We start from the raw sequence: 21,713 nt of genomic DNA on the forward strand, positions 1-21,713 counted from the left end.
TCTCTTTTTTCCGTAGGTAATCGAATGGATTTATCTTCTGTGCTGCCTGCTTTTTATGTGTATAGCCTGCTATTTGAATGAGGGGGTCTTGATATGTATTCCAGCGCGCGGGTAACGGCTATTGGTACTTATGTACCGGCCATAGTGCTAAGCAACGAGGATCTGGAGCAGATGGTTGAAACAAATGATGAATGGATTGTGCAAAGAAGTGGTATTAAAGAAAGACGGATTGCCGCTGAGCATGAATACACGAGCCATCTTTGTATAGCGGCTGTTCAGGATATGGTCGACAGGTATCAAGTGGATTTGAGCGATATTGACTTTATTCTAGTTGCCACCCATACGCCGGATTTTCCTTTTCCGTCAACATCCTGCCTGATTCAAGCGCATTTTGATATTTCGGCTGCTGGCACTCTTGATTTAAATGCGACTTGCGCCGGTTTTACTTATGCCTTGCATATGGCAAACGGACTTATAAGCTCCGGACTTCACAACAAAATCCTCGTCATTGCTGGAGACACATTGTCCAAGATCACAGATTATTCCGACCGCTCTACCTGCATTTTATTCGGTGATGGCGCTGGAGCTGTGCTTGTAGAAAGGGACGATGCTTATCCTTCATTTATCACTCATGTACTCGGCTCCAACGGTCATGGGGGGAAACATGTATATAGAACCGGACTATCCAGCATCATGAACGGCGAAGAGTTGTCAGGTCAAGGAAAGCTTGTGCAAAATGGACGAGAGGTTTATAGATTTGCCTTAACCGTTGTGCCTCAGGGCATTGAAAGCTTGCTGCAGCAGAGCGGATTGAACACAGAAGCTATTGACTGGTTCATCCCGCACAGCGCAAACCTTCGGATGATCGAATCCATCTGCGAGCGCAGCGGAATCTCCTTCGAGAAAACTTTATACAGCCTTGTCTATTATGGGAATACATCAGCAGCCTCCATTCCACTTGCTCTCGACCTTGGCATCAAAGAGGGAAAGCTTATGAAAGGCGACCGCCTGCTTCTATATGGCTTTGGGGGAGGACTGACACACGCCGGCTTGATACTTCGCTGGGGATAAGTTCCGCTTTCCAATAGCTTTCGCTTATGCTTCCTCCCCCATATACGCCCGAATTTGCCGGGAGGAGGCCTCTCTCATTTCCTCGCCGTTACGGTATGCCTGATCCCATTCCAAAATTTTATCGATCGCTTGCTTGACGTTCCATTTCGGCTGCCAGCCCAGCTCCAGCTTTGACTTCGAACTATTCAGCTTTACATAAGGCTTCTCAGGAGGCTGTTCGTTCGTTACCAAGTCAAAAGCAGCCATTTTTCCAAACCCTGAACACAAAAGCTTTACAATCGATCCCACCGTTTTCGCATTGCCATCGGAATGGCCGAAATTCCACCCATCTGCAAATCGCTTTCCATCCTGAAGTAATTTTTGTGCCAAAAGCAGATAGCCTCCCAATGGTTCTAGTACATGCTGCCAGGACCGTACCGTATTTGGGTTATGAATCTGTACCTTTCCAGCTTTCCCTAGAGAATCTAATATATCTGGAATTAACCGATCCTTTGACCAATCTCCGCCGCCAATTACATTCCCCGTTCTCGCTGATGCAATCGCTACTTGATGCTCGCTATAACACTCTGGATGAAAGAATGAGCTCCTGTACGCTGAGATCAGCAGCTCTGCACAAGCTTTGCTGTTGGAATAAGGGTCGCCACCTCCTAATGCATCGCTCTCCCGGTAATGCTTTTTCCCGGCTTTGTTCTCATAGCACTGATCTATAGTCACATTAATGACAGCCCTGACACAGGAATAAGTTAAGCTTAGCTCCCTTACGATTTCAAGTAAATTAGCTGTACCCATCACATTAATATCGTAGGTTTGCCAAGGAATCCGATAAGATTCTCTAATCCGCGTTTGCGCCGCCATATGAATAATGATTTCGGGCTTTACTGAAAACAAAATTTTTCGCAGCGACTCCATATCACGAATATCCTTATAATACGTTGAAACTAGCTTTTCCAGCTTGCACAGCTTGTACATGGATGGCGTAGTGTGCGGATGAAGCGCATAACCGGTTACTTCAGCTCCCATGTCCTGCAGCCAGAGACTGAGCCAAGAGCCCTTAAAACCCGTATGTCCAGTAATAAATACTTTACGGCCCTGCCAAAATGAAGGATCGATCATTGGCCTCCCATTCTTCTATCCGTTTGATCATCAAAAGAGGTCATGGTCACACACTCCTCCCTCGTATTTATATTGAATTGCCGGTGCTTTGTTTCTTTGCCTGTCTTCGTATTCATATGCATTTCTGTTATGGAAAGGCACGGACAATAACCCGCAGCGGATAAAAAGCGGTGCATTTTTTTACATTTACATCTAGAAACACTTACTATAGTAAAGACCCCTAAAATCTGTATGCTACAGACTTCAGAGGCCTCTCCATGAATCAATCTGCTGATAACTGAATTGGCAGAAATAGCTTACGCTGCCTTTAAGCTTTAAATCCAATTGCTATCCAATTGACAATACCGGAAATTTCCTGCGAGAATTTAGTACGAATGGCAGAAATGATGGCAAAATCAGTAGATTTATGCTGGGCTATCAAATAGCATGCGGGATGATTGCTCAGTGCAACCAGCGAGTATTGGTCATCAGCGAAAGGTTCATCGAAGTCCACACGAATTTCAACTGCTTCATCCTGCAGTTTAAATTCAAAGGGAACCAGACCAAACTGCTGTAAAGCAGCCAGCTTCGATGCAGCGGTCTGAACAACAGGGAATGCCAGTTTCGATGCCTGAACCGCCCCATCGGCAATATGCTGCGTATCGACGCATCCTTCCGTCACATGCTCGCTCCTAATTGCCAAGTCAGCCAGTTTACTACCGCCTACACTACCATCTGCCAGCTTTACGCCTGTGATCGCATCATCAGCAATGTGCTTACCGCTTACTGCACCATTGGCCAGCTTGCTGCTATCCACACTGCCCACAGCCAGTTTTGCTTCTGTCACGGATTCATCGGCAATGTGCTTGCTCGTTACAGCACCGTAGACCATCTTGCTGCTGTCAACACTTGCTATCGCCAGCTTTGTTCCTGTTACAGCCCCGTTGACCAAGTGCGCTTCGCTCACGGCTCCTGCAGCCAATTTACTACCGTCCACGCTTCCGTCAGTCAACTTCGCACCTGTCATCGCACCTTCAGCTAAATGGGCTTCGCTTACAGCCCCTAATGCCAGTTTGCTTCCGTCCACACTGCCTTCAGCCAGCTTCGATACCGTCACTGCCCCATCAGCAAGCTGTGCTTCGTCCACAGCCCCTTCCGCCAGCTTACTTCCATTCACGCTGCCTTCGGCCAGCTTTGCTGCTGTCACTGCCCCATCAGCCAGCTGTCCTTCACTCACAGCTCCAACTGCCAGCTTGCTTCCGTCCACGCTGCCCTCGGCCAGCTTCGCTCTCGTCACCGCACCTTCGGCCAACTGCACTGCATCCACGGCTCCGGCTGCCAGCTTGCTTCCGTCCACGCTTCCGTCTGCTAGCTTCGCCCCTGTCACGGCACCTTCAGCGAGCTGTGCTTCGCTCACAGCACCTACTGCCAGCTTGCTTCCGACTACGCTGCCTTCAGCCAGCTTCGCTGCTGTCACAGCCCCATCAGCAAGCTGCCCTTCACTCACAGCTCCAATTGCCAGCTTGCTTCCATCCACACTGCCTTCGGCCAGCTTCGCTCCCGTCACTGCCTCATCGGCCAGCTGTACTCCGCCTACAGCACCGGCTGCCAGCTTGCTTCCCGTTACGCTGTCTTCAGCCAGCTTTGCTGACGTTACGGACCCATCAGCCAACTGCTCTTCACCCACAACACCAAGTGTCAGCTTACTTCTGGTCACGCTGCCTTCAGCCAGCTTCGCTCCTGTCACAGCCCCATCAGCAAGCTGCCCTTCACTCACGGCTCCGATTGCCAGCTTGCTTCCATCGACGCTGCCTTCAGCCAGCTTTGCTCCCGTCACTGCCTCATCAGCAAGCTGTACTCCACCAACAGCTCCTGGCGCCAACTTGCTTCCCGTTACGCTGTCTTCAGCCAGCTTTGCTGACGTTACGGACCCATCAGCCAACTGCTCTTCACCCACGACACCAAGTGTCAGCTTGCTTCTGGTCACGCTGCCCTCAGCCAGCTTCGCTTCAGTCACAGCACCATTTGACAGCTGCCCTTCACTCACAGCTCCGCCTGCCAGCTTGCTTCCGTCCACGCTGCCATCTGCCAGCTTTGCTCCTGTCACGGCCCCTGCGGCCAGCTGTGCTACACTTACGGCTCCCGCGGCCAACTTGCTGACCGTCACGCTGCCGTCTGCCAGCTTCGCTGTCGTCACTGTGCCTTTGGCCAAATGAGCCTCACTGACAGCTCCTGCCACCAGCTTGCTTCCGTCCACGCTGCCTACGGCCAGCTTCGCTCCCGTTACCACCCCATCGGCCAAGTGGGTTCCGCTAACTGCCCCATTCGTCAGCTTGCTTCCGTCTACACTGCCTGCTGCCAGTTTTGCTTTTGTTACCGAGCCCTCAGCTAAATGCGCTTCACTAACTCCCCCAGCTATCAGCTTGCTTCCATCGACGCTGCCTTCGGCCAGCTTTGCTCCCGTCACTGCGCCAGCAGCTATATGCACTTCACCAACTGCGCCTTCTGTTAGCTTGCTTCCATCCACACTGCCAGCGGCCAGCTTCGTTTCTGTTACAGCCCCTTTAGCTAAATGCGCTTCACTCACGGCTCCGGCCACCAGCTTGCTTCCATCTACGCTGCCTACGGAAAGCTTCGATCCGGTTATCGTCCCCTCAGCTAAGTGCGCTTCACTCACGGCTCCAGCCACCAGTTTGCTTCCATCCACACTGCCTACGGCGAGCTTCGCCCCGGTTACCGATCCTTCCGCTAAATGCGCTTCGCTAACTGCCCCGACAACCAGCTTGCTTCCATCTACACTGTCTATGGCCAACTTCGAGCCAGTTACTGCGCCTTCAGCTAAGTGCGTTTGGCTTACAGCACCAGTCACGAGCTTGCTTCCGTCCACACTGCCTGCCGACAGCTTCGTTCCCGTTACTGCTCCTACGGTCAAATGCCCCTCATTCACAGCACCAGCCATCAGCTTGCTTCCGTCCACACTGTCTGCGGCCAGCTTCGCTCCTGTCACTGCCCCTGCGATAAGGTGCCATTCACTAACGGCTCCTGCAGCCAGCTTGCTTCCATCGACACTCGCTGCTGATAGCTTAGCTCCTGTAACTGCACCGGCGGATAAATGCGCTTCACTCACAGCTTCCTCAGCCAGCTTGCTTCCATCGACACTCGCTGCCGACAACTTAGCTCCCGTCACAGCACCTTCAGCCAAATGCCATTCGCTTACGACTCCCCCAGCGAGCTTACTTCCGTCCACACTCGCTGCAGAGAGCTTTTCACCTGTTACAGCGCCCTTAGCCAAGTGCGCTTCACTAACCGCTCCTGCTGTCAGCTTGCTTCCGTCTATACTGCCTACGGCTAGCTTAGTTCCACTTACTGCACCCTCGGCTAAGTGTCCTTCACTTACGGCGCCTGCAGTCAACTTGCTTCCGTCCACACTACCTTCAGCAAGCTTCGCTCCAGCAACAGCCCCCTTAGCCAAATGCGCTTCGCTCACGGCTCCTGCAGTCAGCTTACTTCCGTCCACACTGCCTGCGGCAAGCTTCTCTCCTGTGACTGTGCCTTCAGCCAAATGGGCTTCGCTCACAGCTCCTTCGGCCAGCTTGCTTCCGTCTACGCTTCCGGCAGTGAGCTTTGCTCCCGTCACAGAACCGTCAGCCAAGTGTCCTTCATTGACAGCTCCCACTGTCAGCTTGCTTCCATCCACACTGCCTGCAGCCAGCTTGATTCCCGTTACTGCGTTTTTCGCAAGATGAATCTCACTAACAGCGCCCTCCACCAGCTTGGTACCATCCACACTGCCTGCAGCAAGTTTAGCGCGCGTTACCGCTCCAGAGTCCAGATGCGCTTCACCCACTGCACTTCCAGCCAGCTTCTGGGCGGTGATCGAACCGTCTGCCAAGTGCCTTCCGTTCACAGCTCCCGCAGCAAGCTTGCCGCCGTTAACACTTTCACCAGCCAGCTTTGCTGCTGTTATCGCACCATCCCCGATATGATCGCTGCTTACAGCACCTTTTACCAGCTTACTGCCATCCACACTGCCTTTCGCCAGCTTTTCCGGCGTTATGGAATCATTGGCAATTTTGGAGGAAATCACTGCGCCATCTTTAATAATCGTGCTCAGTACAGAGGCAGCCTGCAAATGCTGGCTTCCAATTACACCATAAGCCAGTTTTTCCTCAGTAACTGCAGCAGAATCAAGCTCTTCAGAAGTAATGCTGCAAGCTGCAAGCTTTTTCCCTTCTATGCTTCTTTCTGACAACTGATCCAGGGTGAAAGCCCCGCTTACCAGATGCTCTGAAGTAATGGAGTTTTTTTTGATATGAAAGCTATCCACTAAGCCTTCCTGCAAATGCTTTGCTTCCACTGACAGCGGTGCAAGCTTACTGCTCGTCACTGACTCTTCAGCAAGCTTGATAGTCGTTACGGACTGATCCTGGAGTTGGTTGGGGCCAATTCCATTATCCGTAATATGCTCGTTACCGATAGAGAGCAGCTCGATATGCTCTCCTCTTACCGCCCGTTCAGCTACATGCTTGGCATGGATGGCTACTGGGGCAATTTTTTCGCTGCTTACAGCTTCATCGTTAATATGCTCCGAGGAAATGGCTAGCAGCTCAATTTTTTCACTGCTTACAGCGTTGTTGGTCAAATGCCAGGCGTGCACGGCTCCCCTCTGGAGATGCTCGGCTTCAATGGCCTCTTTGGCTATTTTCTCGCTCGTCACGCTGCCATCACTTAATTTCCCCGTACTTACGGACAAATCAGTCAATTTATCTGTGGATACAGATTCAGGTGCCAGCTTGGAGGTAATAATTGCATGACCTGCTATATGCGTGGTTTCTATCGCTTCTTCACGAATATGCCGGCTATCAATCACTTCTGAAGCCAGTTTTTCGGAAATGATGGAATCATTCTGCAGCAAGTTCGTATGAATCGAATTTTTCTTAATATGCTCTGGTCCTACTGCACCTTTACTAATATTCTCGGAAATAATCGTTTCAGGAGCAATATGAAAAGCTTTGACTGCTGCTATAGCCAATTGCTCAGATCCTACAGCCTCTTGTGCCAATTTCCTTGAGGTAACCGAAAGATCTGCAAGCTGCTCCCCAGAGACTGCTGATTCGGCAATATGCTCCTGGGTTACGCTATATTTGGCTATTTTACTGGCAACTACCGATTCCTCGGATAAGTGGTTTTGTTGAATGATAAAGCTGGGTAAATGCCATTCCCGTATGGCACCTCTCTCCAGCTGATAAGCGCCAACAGCACCTTCACCGAGCTTTTCCGAAGTAACGGAACCATCGAACAGATGCACGCTCTGAATCGTGCCCTCAGCAATATGGCTGGCCATAATTTGGTTAACACCAATGTTCCCGCTTTGTACAGCTTCTGAAGCAATGTGATGGGTTTCTATGCTCTCAGCTTGAATATGGTCCGAATCGATGCTTTCATTTGCGATTTTCGCACCTGTAATGGCCCGGTCTCTGACCTTGTTCGTTGTCACGGAAATTTCCGCAAGCTTTGCGGTGTCGATAATTTCATTAGCCAGATGTCTGGAATAAATAGCGCCGCTGCGAATTTTATCTGTAGTGATGGCTTGTTCCTCGATAAGCTCCGTTGTAATCGAAAACTCCGATAAATGCTGAGGAAGAATGGAACGAGGTGCCAATTTAAACGAATCTATCGTCTGATCGGCCAGCTTCTCAGATGTAATACTTTTATCGGCCAGTTTACTGCCTGTAATGGACTGATCTTGCAGCTTGTCACCGGAAACGGCCTGATTGCAAATATGCTCCTCATCTACTGCGCCTGGTGCAATCTTGTCTCTTGTTACACTGTTGCTTGCCAGCTTTGTATGCTCTACCGAGTAATCCTTGATTGCTCTCGTACCGATGCTTTGCGCCTTGATCTTCGATTCGTCTATCGCCCTACTCGCTATTTTCTCGGAAGTTATCGCTTCTTCTCCAATATCATCTGTGTATACAACAGGTTGTATGGTTTTAGAAGTTTTGCGGTCATTGAGCATTAGGAGCGGTGGTGCGACAGAATTAACGCTAACATTCGTTGGTTTGCTGCTGGTGGCAGGTGGAAGCTCCGGTGTTTTTTTGGCCAGAGGAGCCGCAGCCTTGGATACGACAGCAAGGTTGATTTCAGTCTGTGCGGCAAATGGTGGCGAAGGCTTATTATCCACATCATCCAACCAGCTTAATTCATTCATGCTTGCATTTATTCTTGGCGATAGAGGCTTATTGCTGTTTGCCTTATTACTTCTTCGTTTGCTCATAGTTGCCTCCCCTTCATCAAAACAATAGTCTTATGTAACATATTCATTCGTCTATATAGGGTGTACGTCTAGACGATAAATTGTGCGTTTACCCATAGTGATATTTTCAAATATGGCGAATACATATGAAAGCAACAGAATTCATATGAAGGAGATGAGTACATTGACTCAAGAAGTAGAGGAAAGTAAAAAAAAATCATCCACAGGAATGGATGAAAATATCGCCGGATTACTTACATACGTATTTGGCTTAATTACGGGTATCTTATTTTTGGTGCTGGAAAAAGACAGCAAATTTGTGAAGTTTCATGCATGGCAATCCATTATCGTATCCGCAGCCATTATCGTGCTCAATATGATTCTTGGTTTTATTCCTATTATCGGCTGGCTGGTAAGTCTTCTGATTGCGCCTTTGAGCTTCATCCTGTGGCTGTTTCTGTTATATCAGGCCTATATGGGCAAAAGGTTCAAGCTCCCGATTATCGGCAAAATTGCCGAGGAGCAAGCGAATTCAGTCATCAAATGATGGCTGCTTAACACGGCGATAAAATAGTTTAAACCTGGCCTTTCACGGCCAGGTTCTTTTTTTTTTACTCGCATCCATCTTCTATGGATGAATGGAAACCTTGGTTCCGATCGGGACAAGCTCAGCCAGCTCCAGCACATCCTTATTGTTCATCCGGATACAGCCGTGAGAGACCGATTTGCCTATAGACCAAGGTTCATTCGTACCATGGATACCGTAATGCTTGCGGGATAGCCCCATCCAGAATGCGCCGAAAGGTCCTCCGGGGTCAGGAGCCTTATTGATAATCGTATACGTTCCCGCAGGTGTATTTGTTGTCATTTTGCCCACAGCCACTGGGTAAGTCTTCGTTAAATTTCCGTTTTGATATAATTTAAGCTTATGATCTCCTAAGTCCACTTCAATTCGATAAGTCATACCAGCCCCCCCTTGGTTAAAATAAACGTCTCGTGGCGTCATTTGAGATGCGTATTCGTGAAACGCTAGTGCTAGGAGGAGGGAATGGCCGTGGGCTCCAGCCGCTGTTAAAGATTTGTTCCCTTGAATGGTATCGATGAGGAGGTAGGAACAAATCTTTAAAGGCGGACGCTACCGCTCTTTCTCCCACAGCCTTTCCCTCCCTTTAGCTACAATCGCACGAATCACACGAACACCAAGCTCAAACGGACAGCCACAAGGATTTTTCTCTTGATTAGTGGAGATTTCCTAGCTGGCGCAGCACACACTCCATTTTGGGGGAGACGGGCTGCTACAGATGCTGCTGCAAAGTGCTGCTTAGCGGAAATAAACACCCTTCTGTCTTTTCACCCGCACATGTCCACACAAGAACATCCAAAATTCCATAAGCTAACAAAGAAAGACCATGCCTTTATCAAAATAGAGAAGGAGTGAAGACAATGGTCATTCCCTATGTAGGCATTTTGGTTAACAATGCTCTGTATACGAGTATTCCGCTCAACCAGCATCAGACCTATGAGGCAATTCCTTTATATTTGCAGGCAGGCAAAGAGCTTGGAATTGCTCCCTGCTTCTTCCGTATACAAGACGTACGCATGGATACGCTCACCGTTCATGCGTATGTACAGAAGGAACAAGGCTTCATACAGGAATGGATACCCTTACCGTCTGTCATTCACAATCGTGCCATCTATCTGGACAACAAATCCTATTTGAAGCTGGAGGCGTGGAATGAGTATGGAATTAACCTATTCAACAGGTGGAACCGTTACGGGAAGCTGTATATTCACAATCAACTGATGAAAGATGAGTCTCTGCTTCCTTATCTACCTGAAACGCTTCCGGCAACACAGGAAAATTTATCCAAAATGATGAAAAATCACAATTCCCTCATCATAAAACCTAACAAGAGCAGCATCGGACGCGGTGTCATGAAAATGGATCGTATTCGCGATGGCTGGCGTCTGGTTTATCCTAAAAACTTAAAATTGAAGAATCGGGTCTGGAACCGGCTTTTTTTCCGCAAGGTAATCCCCCGCATCCTGCTAAACAATATCAAAAAAGTGCCTTACATTATCCAGCAGCGGCTTCCTTTGGCCGCTTATGATGAACGCCCCTTTGATCTCAGAGTGTCTGTACAGAGAGGAGCGGACGGAAATTGGGGAGTTACGGGAATCGTAGCGAAGGTTGCTTCGCGCAAGCTTTTCCTGACGAACGCAGCACAAGGCGGGCAGGTGAGACAGCTTCCAGAGGTGCTATTACAATATCCTGAGCTTAATGCCTCTGCGGTCCAGGAAGCGATCCATGCTTTTGCACTAAGAGTCGTTCAACAGCTTAGTGTGAACCTGCCTCATTTGGCCGATGTCGGCCTTGACATCGGCATAGATAAAGATGGAAAGCCCTTATTTATTGAATGCAATGGCAAGGATCAACGTTACACTTTTCTCAAAGCAAATATGCAAGAGGTCTGGGAAGCTACTTATAAGAAGCCTATGGCTTATGCCAAATATTTAATTGATGGGGGCCAACCCCGTTAACATAGCGGCCGAACGAGCTTCGGTTCGCTTTTTTTATACAAAAAAAAGCTAGGGAAGATAAGTCTTCACTAGCTTATTTACCTCGCTATTTAGTTTCGCAATATCCGGTTCCTTACCCTGCTTATCGGATATGGCGTACTTAAGCTTTAGCTTCAATATCCGGGCAACACTATTATCGATCGTTTCAACTGGAATCCGCTTGTCCTTGACAGCTTGCCGCAGCGCATTCACAACACCGACCTCTTTGTCATAATCATGAGCAACCAAAACAACGTCAGTCCCTGCCAGCACAGCCTTTACAGCTGCTTCACCAAGCTTATAATTTTCCGTAATAGCTCCCATCGTCATATCATCAGAAATAACCAGCCCCTGAAAGCCAAGCTCCTGACGGAGAAGCTTCGTAATAATCGTTTTAGAGAAGGAAGCCGGGTTATCCACATCAAGCTTGGGCAACAAGATATGCGCGATCATAACCGCATCCGCCCCACTCTTAATCGCCTTAACAAAAGGAACCAGCTCCAGCTTCCTCAAACGGTCTATATCGTGCTGTATGACAGGCAAACCAATATGGGAGTCCATAGAAGTGTCACCATGCCCCGGAAAATGCTTGATAACAGGCAAAATATGCTGCGACTCCAGCCCCTTCATCGTTTGTATCCCAAGGCGTGACACCACGTCTGCATCAGCCCCGAAGGAACGGTCACCAATAACCGGGTTATTCGGATTACTATTTACATCCATAACCGGGGCAAAATCCACATTAAACCCATAGGATTTAAGCTGAGTTCCAATTGTGCTGCCAACTGCAAAGGAGAACTTCTCGTTATTTGCCTCGCCGATAATCTTATTCGAGGGGAATTTGCTCAGTTCATTTGGCAGACGGCTGACCTTGCCGCCCTCTTCATCGACGCTAAGCCACAGTGGAACCTGGTTGTTCGCATTCGTTGCTTTCAAGGAATTAAGCAGCGAAACCAGCTGTTTGGTACCGGCAATATTATCTTTATATAAAATAATCCCGCCGATATGATACGTCTCGATCAGATTTTTCGCCTCTTCGCTGTTCGCAGTTCCTTCAATTCCAGCCAGCACCATCTGCCCTATTTTTTCATTCATAGACATTTGCTCCAGCTGATTCTGGACGGGATCAGAAGATGCCGACACAGTTGGCACAGGAGAGGGCGTTACAGATGGTACAGGTGAAGGCGTTACATCTGGACTTGGGGCTGCAGTCACGGTTGGAGCTGCCGAAGGCTTGGCACTCGCTTCTTCCATTGGAGTTTCCGCGCCTTTCTTACCTGAACATCCGGATAATACAACAAGCAACAATATGACTAAGTACAAAATTACGGATCTTTTTCTCAACGCGCTCACAACCTTCTCCATTGTTTGAAAAACATAAGCAGAAGCTTGTACAAGCCATAATTACCTAAATAAGCCCCGCTTGCAAGAAAAGCTGGATTATTAAATACATTGTGGATGTTAGTCATGAATACTGTGTTATCACGGATAATCTGATAGACCGCAAGAGCGGTAATAATCACGAAAACATATCCACTGAGCACAGCAATACCGTCAATCAGCAATTTCATAGCTGGCATGCCCCAAGCCAGCAGGAGCAGCAAAAAGGGAATTGCTACAGCTGAAAGGAAAATAAGAATAGTCATCTTCATCATCACTCCTGAACCTCTAGCATTGACCAAATTCCTACTGGAAATACCTCATGATCAATGGTATACACGCTATGGATATGTTACTATAGTAGCACTGGATAGTAAACAATAGAGAAGAAGCCTCCCCGTTAAACAGTCATCCACAAGCCTCTACCAGAGGGCAGTTATTATGCTCCATTATCTCTTTATTCCCATGGAAATGAGGCTGGCTTTATGAAAGATGGCACTCCAATAAAGCAAGAATTCCTTAAGGATGTAATGAAGCAAATATTGAGCTGCAAGCACTGTACGGAAATCGTCTCAGAATCGTCAAAAACCCCCATTCGCTGTACAAAGTATGCGGGTTCTTTAGTGCCCATTTCAGTAAACCTGGCTACTTGCATAACCTGTGGAGATTATAAGCTTAAGTAGAGAAAACAGCCTAGAGGCTGTTTTTTCTTGTAAGATAAGAACATTTAAGTGCTTGACAGTGATAAACTACCGGGAGCAGCCTGCCCTCCGCCGAAATGAGCGTGCGCCCGACTTAACGATGTTTTTCATCGTTAAAGCAAGAGCTTCAGGTCAATCAGCCACGTTAGTGATGAATTTCATCGTTAAAAGAGGACCGATGGCCTCACAGGGTGGATAAAAGGGATTTTAACGATGATTTTCATCGTTAAAGTAAGGTTGCTGAGTGAACTGGTGCTTTTAACGATGAAAATCATCGTTAAAGCATCAGGTCCTCCTCAACTGATCGCGTTTTTCATCTGCAGCGCCTGCGCCCGCTAGGAAATATCCAGCAATCAAGAAAATTCTTGCTAGCTGTCCGTTTGAGTATGGCTTGTTCTGCACTTTGTAGCTGAGGGAGGGAATGGGTGTGGGTGGAAAAGCGTTCACGTCCGCATTTAAAGATTTGTTCCAACCTCCACATCCATTCCATTCAAGGGAACAAATCTTTAACAGCGGCTGGAGCCCACATCCATTCCCTCCCCGAACCACCAACATTACGAACACACTCCTCAAAGGACGCCGCAGGGGACTGTTGACAAATTACCTTTTTGACGAAATTGACGTTTGAGAACCCGCATAAACACTGGGAATCTAAAAGTCTTTTTTCGTAAAATTGGCTTTTGTCAACAGTCCCGCAGGGCATTTTTCTCATGAACTATAACATGGTCAAAGTTTGCAATGCTGCATCCAACATTCGCCCATTAGGGAAGCATCAAGGGAATAAAACTAAATAAAACTTGGCAGGGAATTTTAAGCTGCAATTGCTTCTTGAAGCATTCTATGGCAAGATAATCGAAGAAGCAACGAACGCTTAGAATAGAATAGGAGTTACATACACATGTCAAAACCGTTGTTCCGCCTGCTGACTGAGCTTTCCTCACGTAAATGGGTCTCTCAGCTTACTGGGGCATTCGCCAAATCCAAGATGAGCCGCTGGCTGATTCCACGCTTTGCCAAAACCTATGGAATCCGAATTGAGGATGCTGAAAAGCCAATTTCCGAGTACGCCTCCTTGAATGACTTTTTCACAAGAAGGTTAAAACCCGGAATCCGCCTGATAGATAGCAATATCAGCTTTGTAACCAGCCCCGTTGATGCCGTAATTACCGGCATGGGTCCTATCAGCGAAGGTTTAATTGCTAATGTCAAAGGCCAGGATTATACCATTGAAGAGCTGCTCAATCGTTCTCCGCGGACGATTAATTATAAAAATGGCTTTTACTTTGTACTTTACTTAAGCCCTACCGACTATCATCGCATTCATTCTCCTGTAACGGGGTCCATTGTGGAGAAGGAACATGTGCCCGGCAAGGTTTATCCAGTGAATGAATTCGGCCTTCGGCATATGACCCGAGTGCTGAGCCGAAATGAGCGGCTTATTACCTTCATTCAGCATGAAGCCGGTGAAATTGCCGTGGTCAAGGTTGGCGCGCTGAATGTAAGCAGCATCCAGTATGTAAGCCCCCTGCCTGACCATCTCGAACGCGGCCAGGAGCTCGCTTACTTTGAATTCGGCTCTACTGTGGTGCTGCTGCTGGAGGATGAAATCTTTGAGCCCCGAGCCGACTTGATGGTCAGAAGTAAAGTGAGCATGGGAGAAGCTCTGGGTGTATTTCTTAAATAAAGCGACCCGGAAGCTCAATTATTTGCAGCTATTTGCAGCTTGATTCAGTTACTTCAACTCAGAAGGGCTTTTACCCGTATACTGTTTAAATTGCCTGCTGAAAAAAAACACATCCCTGTAGCCCAGCGCATCTGCCACCTCAGTCACGCTCATTCCAGCGTAGTGGAGCAAATGCTCGGCTCGTTCGATACGCGCTTGAATAAGGTAAAATTGTACGGAATGTCCCATTAATTCCTTGAATTTCAAGGAAAAATACCGGGGCGATAGATTCGCCCTGGCCGCCAGATCAGGGATGCTATGCGGCTTCGCCGCATGCTGCCTGATGTAGTTGGCTATCTCCTGAATAGTCTCGGAGAGCTTATGGCTCTCCGGCAGACTTATCTGCTCCTCCTCACGATCTGCCCGCAGCAAATGGATCATCAGCTGCTTAAGCAGCAGCCGTGCCTCCTCTTCCGCCCCAAATACCTTGGACAGTCTGATACGAACATAGTGCGAAAGCAGTTTTTCAAACAACAGCTTTTCTTCTAAAATACGGTATGCCTTCGGAACAAGCTTCAACCTTAACCCTTCAGCGATCGCAAAATGAATATAAGTAAGCACAAGCGGCTTCTGACTCTGATGCACCGCGCTTGTCACATCTCCGGGCCGAAACAGGAAGCAGCTCCCCTCCTGCACCGCATACTGCTGTCCATTTAGCTCCACTTCCCCCTGCCCGCCCCAAACATAAAACAAATCATAATTCATCATTGGAAAATCCCGCTTCGCCCATTTCCAATTCGGTTCGCAAGTAATTTTGGCGTAGGCTGGCAGTAATCCGAATTGTTCGGACGACAGATCAAGCACTGTTTTCACCTCACCAGACTAGCTTACTTATAATCATGCTCTTTAGAGGGCTCGCGCTGACTTTTCCGTCTTGCCACTCCTGATTCAAATGCGGCTGCAATGACAGCTTCACTCACTTTTTCTACCACGGCTTGATTAAACACGCTAGGAATTATGTAATATTCGTTAAGTTCATCTTCACTGACTACAGAAGCAATAGCTTTGGCCGCTGCCAGCTTCATTTCCTGGGTAATTTTTGCTGCCCGACAGTCCAGCACGCCACGGAAAATACCAGGAAAACACAGAACATTGTTAATTTGGTTCGGATAATCTGAACGTCCCGTGGCCATCACGCGAACATACGGCTCTGCCTCTTCCGGTGCAATCTCAGGCGATGGATTTGCCATCGCAAAAACGATCGGATCCCCAGCCATGCTTTGTACATCCTTCACCTTCAAAACTCCAGGACCGGAAAGACCGATAAAGATGTCAGCATCCTTGATGACATCGGATAAGCTTCCCTTCAGGACAAGCGGATTCGTATTTTCTGCGTACCAATTCCATACTGGATTCGTGTAAGTGACTCCACGCGCAATCGCGCCTTCCCGATCAACGCCAATGACATTCGTTACTCCTGCTGCAAGCAGCATTTTGGTGCAAGCTATTCCTGCCGCTCCTATACCTGTAACTACAACTTTGCAGTTTTCCAAACTTTTGCCCACGACCTTAGCTGCATTAAGCAGCCCAGCCAGAATAACCACAGCAGTACCATGCTGATCGTCATGAAAAACAGGAATATCAAGCTCCTCAATAAGCCGATCTTCAATCTCAAAACAGCGTGGTGAAGATATATCTTCCAGATTGATGCCTCCAAATGTAGGCGCAATCGCTTTGATGGTGCGGATAATTTCCTCCGTATCCTGTGTGTCCAGACAAATCGGGAAAGCATCAACGCCTGCCATTTGCTTAAACAGCATCGCCTTCCCCTCCATGACTGGCATCGCGGCTTCCGGGCCGATATTGCCGAGTCCAAGCACTGCACTGCCATCGGACACAACAGCCACCGTATTTCGTTTGATGGTCAAAGAGTGAGCCTTCGATGTGTCCTCATGAATGGCCATACAAACCCTCGCCACACCAGGGGTATACACACGTGATAAATCATCGCGGTTTTTAATCGGAATTTTTGGAGTTACTTCGATTTTTCCGCCGAGATGCAGTAGAAAGGTTTGATCGGATACATTGATTACTTTAACACCTGCCAGACTACCCAGCGAGACTACGATTGAATCCGCCTGATGCTGGTCGCTTACATTGACCGTAATATCCCGGATTGTTGAGTTTTTACTGGCTCGGGTCACGTCAACAGCAACTATATCCCCGCCTGCGTCCCCAATCGCAGTTGCAATTTGCCCAAAGGTCACAAGCTCCTTTTGCATGTCCAAACGTAAAATAATACTCGTTCCCACGCCAACTCCACCTGCCATCACGTTCACTCCTAACGTTAATTACCTGAATGTTTAGACTATAATATTCCTTTTTATCATAGCATAATGACCGGGGATCGCAAAAGATATAGCATATAGCTGCAAAATATAGCAAAATATCAGAACATAGCGGCTGTCCGAACATAGCTGGGTGACGTAAGTAGGCGGAAATGATATAATGATGCCTGTAATGCAAAGCTACATTTTGGAAGGAATGATTGAACGCATGAATCCTCTGGCCAAACAGTTAAACGAGACTTTAGAGCGAGAGAATCGCTATGTCTACGAAATGCTTTCCCAGCTTGGCAAATCTATTTATTTCCCCAAGGAAGGCATTCTCAGCCAATCCGCAGAGGCTAAATCCAAAGCCAAAACCTTTAATGCCACCATCGGTATCGCGCTGGAAGGCGGACAGCCTATGCATCTCAAGGTTATTCAAGACACCCTGTCTGCGTATGCGCCTAAAGATATTTATGAATATGCACCTCCTGCCGGCAAACCAGAATTAAGAAGCGCCTGGAAACGCAAGATGCTGGAGGAAAATCCTGATCTGAACAACAAACTAATTGGCAATCCGCTTGTGACCAACGCACTTACCCATGGACTAAGCATTGCAGCTGACCTGTTTGCCGATGTGGGAGACAGCGTGATTTACCCGGATAAAAACTGGGAAAATTATGAGCTTACCTTCGAAATCCGCCGCGGCGCGCGTATAGTCAATTACCCTTTATATAACGAACAAGGTACCTTTAATGCGGAAGGGCTTCGAGAAGCCATATTAGCTCAAAAAAGCAAGGGCAAAGCGATCGTTGTCCTCAACTTCCCCAACAACCCTACAGGATACACGCCTGGTGCACAGGAAGGCAAAGAAATTGTTGCGGCGATTAAGGAAGCAGCAGACGCAGGCATCAATGTAGTCGTGATTACCGACGACGCCTATTTCGGGCTCTTTTTCGAGGATTCCTTGCAGGAATCCCTGTTCGGCCAGTTGGCCGATCTGCATCCGAGAGTGCTCGCTGTCAAGGTGGATGGGGCTACTAAAGAAGAATATGTATGGGGCTTCCGTGTCGGCTTCATCACCTATGCAGGTCAAAGTGAGGCCTTATTAAGCGTTCTTGAGCAAAAGACGATGGGCATTATCCGTGCCACCATTTCAAGCGGTCCACACCCTTCGCAAACCTTCGTGCTTCATGCCCTGAACTCTCCTGAGTTCAAAGTGCAAAAGCAAGAAAAATATGAAATTATGAAAGGCCGCGCGAACCGGACAAAAGAACTGCTGGACAGCGGGAAGTTTGACGATGTGTGGGGCTACTATCCGTTCAACTCCGGATACTTTATGTGTCTTAAGCTTAAAACTGTCGACGCTGAAGCGCTTCGTGTACATCTACTGGATCAGTATGGTGTCGGCACGATCGCTCTGGGAACAACAGACTTGCGTGTTGCCTTCTCCTGTATTGAAGAAGTTAATCTTGAAGAGCTGTTCAACCTGATTTATCAAGGCGTGAAAGATCTTGAAGCCGCTGCAACTGGCAAATAGTCGACATATCTAAAGAAACTCGCCTTGCGGTGTCCTTTGAGGAGCGTGTTCGGAACTTGGGTGCGTTGCGGAGGGAATGGCTGTGGGCTCCAGCCGCTGTTAAAGATTTGTTCCCTCGAATGAAATGAATGAATAGGTAGGAACAAATCTTTAAAGGCGGGCGCTAACGCTCTTCCGCCCACAGCCATTCCCTCTTCTCAGCTACAATCGCACGATTCACACGAACACCAAGCTCAAACGGACTGTCAGCAAGGGTTTTTCTCTTGGTAGGAGGGGATTTCCCGCGAGCCAATTCGCTGGGACTGAAGAAGGGCCCCGCCAGGCGCACGACCAAGCACAACCAAGAGGATCTGCTACTTTAACGATGTTTTTCATCGTTAAAAGCATCAGGCACGCTCCTTATCCTTAATTTAACGATGAAAAACATCGTTAAGTGAGCAAAGGCTCAAACGGACTGCAAGTTGCAGAGGAAATGGCTGCAGGTTCCAGCCGCTGTCATGGCAAAAGCACCTTCTAAGCTTTTCTTAGAAGGTGCTTTATTTGTATCTACCCTTTCTTTGCCGGGAGTGCTGCGAGATCAGGGCGATCCCACTCCTCATCCAGACCAAGTCCCGTTAAATCAGCGACAACTTCCTTCTCTTCCGCTTCATACAGCCTCCAAATAACACGCAGCCCTTGCAGGCTCTCAGGTCCATCGGTCAGCGGTTTCTTGCCTTCCAGCACACATTCAGCGAAATGGCTGATTTCATAATGTGTAATCTTCTCGCTTTGCTCCAATTCCATTAACACTTCCGTCTCAGGACTACTCAAGTGAATGCCTGCCCGCTCTTCTTTCATTCCTTGATGAAAGTATAGCTTATTGTCCGTATAATTCACTTCCAGCATCCCCTGCTCACAGTGAGCATGGAAGCTGTACCCAAGCCTGGAGCCCCTCGCCCCCCAGGTTCCGGCATGATGTCCTAGCACGCCGGACTCGAACGTGAGCGTTGCGAAGCTGCTCCCTTCCATTTCCATCCAAGGGGTTCCTGTATTCGTCCCCACATGTGTTCCTTTGACCGGACGCCCCAGAAACCAAAGCAAGAGATCCACATAATGGCAGCCATGACTGAAAAACTGACCGCCTCCAAGACGTGCCGCGGATCGGGCCCAATGGCCTTCTTCATATTGCGTCAGTTGTTCTGTCCATATCGACATCTGGAACAATTCACCATATTGCTTGGAATCGATGATTTCCTTCATTCGAACAATTAATGGGTGATAACGATTCGGATACGCGACCATGAGCACGAGATTACGTTCTCTGGCCTCGCGAATCATTTCTAAGCATTCCGCTTCCGAATTCGCCATCGGTTTTTCCACTAGCACATGTTTTCCAGCCTTCAAACATTCCATAGTAACGGAATAATGCAAGTCATGTGGCAGGACGATAAACACCGCATCTACATAAGGCAGAATCTCTCTATAATCCGTTGAAGCGATAATGTTTCCTAAAGCCTCCGCTGTATGCCTCGCTTGCTCTGGTATAATATCCACCACAGCCGTAACTTGCAATACTCCGGCTAATTCAATAAAGCCTTTCGCATGCGTCTCACTCATCGAGCCGCAGCCAATGATGCCCAATCGCAGCTTCCCCAACCTAATACCTCCCATACCGCTTCCAGGAGAGTGTCCGATGATATCAGATGAAATCAGATGATTGCAACGGACACCCTTCACTGTGAACGGCTGCTCATTATTTAATCGCTTTACTCTGCACTTCATCCAGCGCTTCCTGGGCAGTAGCTTCTTTCAGCAGCACCTTCTGAACCGCATGAATGACTTCCAGACGCATTTCTGCGAATTTCGGATCTGTGAGCGGATAGAACTTCGCTAATGGAAGCTGCTCGACAAACTCTTTCACTTGCGGATCTTTTTCACTCATACTCGCACCAACTGTTTTGGTACCGGGAAGGAAGCCCTGGGAAACCATGAATGCTTCATAGTTCTTATCCTCGTAGAAGTATTCAAGAAACTTTCCGACTTCTTCCTTATGCTTCACAGACTTAAACACCATCATAAAATCCTGAACGCCAAGGTTTATTGGAGCTATGCCTTCTTTCACTGGAATAGCACCTAAATCATAATTCAGATCGGGTGCTTCCGATTTCAAAATAGCTGTCAGGTAGTTCGGAGAAATCATCATACCGAGTTTTCCTGCGCCGAACACTTTATGCAGTTCATCACGATTAATGGCCGTCGGCTCCGGATTCGTGATCTTGTGCTTGTGAACCAGGTCGGCGAGGAATTCAACTGCTTCCACATTTTCAGGCGAATTCAGCACCCACTCTCCATCCTTCTTCCAAGCGCCGCCATTGCCCCAGATGAAATAAGAAAAGTAAGCTTGACCCTCAAATGTCGTCATCGGCAAACCAAATCCATCAATTCCAGTTGCTTCTTTGATCTTCTTCGATGTTTGGATCAGCTCATCCCAGGTTGCTGGCGGCTCACTCACTCCGGCCTTTTCAAATAAATCTTTATTGTAGAATAACGCCCGAATCGTTGCACCAAAAGGCAGTGCGTATACCTTGCTATCCATAACACCAACATCATATAGGGATTCATAAAATTTTTCTTTCAATTCGGGTGAAATCAGCTCATCCATCGGCAGGAGCAGATCATCCTCCTTGAAGGAAATGAATTGGTGCAAATTGAGAATGTCAGGAGTCTGGTGTGTAGTCACCATGGTGTTCACCTTTTGCTCGATCATATCCCAGCCCACAACCTCCAGCTTTACTTTCACTCCTGGATTCTCTTCCTCAAAACCAGCTACAAGCTTTCTCAGGACAGGCTCTGTTTCATCGTTATACTGAGCGGCCACAAAGTGTATTTCTTTAATCTGGCCTTTATCATCCTCTTTCGACTTTCCAGATCCGGACGAGCAACCAGCAATAACCGAGAAAGAAAGTAACAGGATGACAAAAACAAGACTTGATATTTTCAAAGATTTTCTGTTCATTTGCGATGTATTCATGCTTGAATTCCCCTTTCAATTTGTCTACATGTCAGCGCTTGCCAAGTTAATGCTACTTGCAAATACCTTCCCCGGCATCCCCCCTTTACGCATTCATCCGAACAGTTCGGTGCT

16 protein-coding genes are annotated in these 21,713 nt (G+C 47.9%); 6 read left to right on the forward strand and 10 right to left on the reverse strand.

Translation table 11 applies throughout. The features are described from left to right. Nucleotides 1-93 precede the first annotated feature (93 nt). A complete protein-coding gene (locus J2Z66_RS23735; RefSeq protein WP_209975060.1) occupies nt 94-1,071 on the forward strand; it encodes a ketoacyl-ACP synthase III in 978 nt (325 codons plus the stop codon). A gap of 24 nt (nt 1,072-1,095) precedes the next feature. Here the strand turns inward: J2Z66_RS23735 and rfbG are convergent, their stop codons facing one another. Both rfbG and J2Z66_RS23745 read right to left on the reverse strand, forming a co-directional pair. Then, nucleotides 1,096-2,184 (reverse strand): CDP-glucose 4,6-dehydratase, encoded by a 1,089-nt coding sequence (gene rfbG, locus J2Z66_RS23740; RefSeq protein ID WP_209975062.1) that lies wholly within the window; start codon nt 2,182-2,184, stop codon nt 1,096-1,098. A gap of 307 nt (nt 2,185-2,491) precedes the next feature. Continuing rightward, nucleotides 2,492-8,440, reverse strand: coding sequence for a WIAG-tail domain (locus J2Z66_RS23745; protein ID WP_209975064.1), 5,949 nt, complete (start codon nt 8,438-8,440; stop codon nt 2,492-2,494). Between the two features lie 163 nt (nt 8,441-8,603). Here J2Z66_RS23745 and J2Z66_RS23750 point away from each other — a divergent pair, with 163 nt between their 5' ends. Beyond that, nucleotides 8,604-8,966, forward strand: coding sequence for a DUF4870 domain-containing protein (locus J2Z66_RS23750; RefSeq protein ID WP_376774463.1), 363 nt, complete (start codon nt 8,604-8,606; stop codon nt 8,964-8,966). 81 nt (nt 8,967-9,047) lie between these two features. On the opposite strand, the gene J2Z66_RS23755 is transcribed toward J2Z66_RS23750, so the two are convergent. After that, nucleotides 9,048-9,383, reverse strand: a complete 336-nt coding sequence (locus J2Z66_RS23755; protein WP_209975067.1) for a L,D-transpeptidase — start codon at nt 9,381-9,383, stop codon at nt 9,048-9,050. Nucleotides 9,384-9,862: 479 nt separating this feature from the next. Between J2Z66_RS23755 and J2Z66_RS23760 the strand changes: the two genes are divergently transcribed. Continuing rightward, complete coding sequence (locus J2Z66_RS23760) at nt 9,863-10,960, forward strand: YheC/YheD family endospore coat-associated protein (protein WP_209975069.1); 1,098 nt, start codon at nt 9,863-9,865, stop codon at nt 10,958-10,960. A gap of 48 nt (nt 10,961-11,008) precedes the next feature. On the opposite strand, the gene nagZ is transcribed toward J2Z66_RS23760, so the two are convergent. Further along, nucleotides 11,009-12,322 carry a beta-N-acetylhexosaminidase gene (nagZ, locus tag J2Z66_RS23765; protein WP_245375790.1) on the reverse strand — a complete coding sequence of 438 codons (1,314 nt, stop codon included), beginning with the start codon at nt 12,320-12,322 and terminating at the stop codon, nt 11,009-11,011. A gap of 5 nt (nt 12,323-12,327) precedes the next feature. After that, nucleotides 12,328-12,624: a transposase gene (locus tag J2Z66_RS23770; protein ID WP_209975073.1), complete on the reverse strand. Its 297-nt coding sequence runs from the start codon at nt 12,622-12,624 to the stop codon at nt 12,328-12,330. A 648-nt stretch (nt 12,625-13,272) separates the two neighbouring features. On the opposite strand from J2Z66_RS23770, the gene J2Z66_RS43535 reads away from it, so the two are divergent. Together J2Z66_RS43535 and asd are read left to right on the forward strand one after the other, a co-directional pair. Continuing rightward, nucleotides 13,273-13,398, forward strand: coding sequence for a hypothetical protein (locus J2Z66_RS43535; RefSeq protein ID WP_281068881.1), 126 nt, complete (start codon nt 13,273-13,275; stop codon nt 13,396-13,398). Nucleotides 13,399-13,957: 559 nt separating this feature from the next. After that, nucleotides 13,958-14,743, forward strand: a complete 786-nt coding sequence (asd, locus tag J2Z66_RS23775; protein ID WP_209975075.1) for an archaetidylserine decarboxylase — start codon at nt 13,958-13,960, stop codon at nt 14,741-14,743. Nucleotides 14,744-14,791: 48 nt separating this feature from the next. Here the strand turns inward: asd and J2Z66_RS23780 are convergent, their stop codons facing one another. Both J2Z66_RS23780 and J2Z66_RS23785 read right to left on the reverse strand, forming a co-directional pair. After that, nucleotides 14,792-15,586 (reverse strand): helix-turn-helix domain-containing protein, encoded by a 795-nt coding sequence (locus J2Z66_RS23780; RefSeq protein WP_209975077.1) that lies wholly within the window; start codon nt 15,584-15,586, stop codon nt 14,792-14,794. Nucleotides 15,587-15,609: 23 nt separating this feature from the next. Further along, nucleotides 15,610-17,052 (reverse strand): NAD-dependent malic enzyme, encoded by a 1,443-nt coding sequence (locus tag J2Z66_RS23785; RefSeq protein ID WP_209975079.1) that lies wholly within the window; start codon nt 17,050-17,052, stop codon nt 15,610-15,612. Nucleotides 17,053-17,278: 226 nt separating this feature from the next. On the opposite strand from J2Z66_RS23785, the gene J2Z66_RS23790 reads away from it, so the two are divergent. Continuing rightward, nucleotides 17,279-18,589 (forward strand): aminotransferase class I/II-fold pyridoxal phosphate-dependent enzyme, encoded by a 1,311-nt coding sequence (locus J2Z66_RS23790; RefSeq protein WP_209975256.1) that lies wholly within the window; start codon nt 17,279-17,281, stop codon nt 18,587-18,589. Between the two features lie 163 nt (nt 18,590-18,752). Here the strand turns inward: J2Z66_RS23790 and J2Z66_RS23795 are convergent, their stop codons facing one another. The 3 genes from J2Z66_RS23795 to J2Z66_RS23805 all read right to left on the reverse strand — a co-directional run bounded on the left by J2Z66_RS23795 (nt 18,753) and on the right by J2Z66_RS23805 (nt 21,599). After that, nucleotides 18,753-18,929: a hypothetical protein gene (locus J2Z66_RS23795; RefSeq protein ID WP_209975081.1), complete on the reverse strand. Its 177-nt coding sequence runs from the start codon at nt 18,927-18,929 to the stop codon at nt 18,753-18,755. A gap of 206 nt (nt 18,930-19,135) precedes the next feature. Then, nucleotides 19,136-20,350, reverse strand: coding sequence for a Gfo/Idh/MocA family protein (locus tag J2Z66_RS23800; RefSeq protein ID WP_209975083.1), 1,215 nt, complete (start codon nt 20,348-20,350; stop codon nt 19,136-19,138). After that, nucleotides 20,322-21,599, reverse strand: a complete 1,278-nt coding sequence (locus J2Z66_RS23805) for an ABC transporter substrate-binding protein (RefSeq protein WP_209975085.1) — start codon at nt 21,597-21,599, stop codon at nt 20,322-20,324. Before J2Z66_RS23805 ends, J2Z66_RS23800 begins: the two co-directional genes overlap by 29 nt. Between the last annotated feature and the right edge of the window lie 114 nt (nt 21,600-21,713).

This window comes from Paenibacillus eucommiae (assembly GCF_017874215.1).
Lineage (GTDB): Bacteria > Bacillota > Bacilli > Paenibacillales > NBRC-103111 > Paenibacillus_AI > Paenibacillus_AI eucommiae.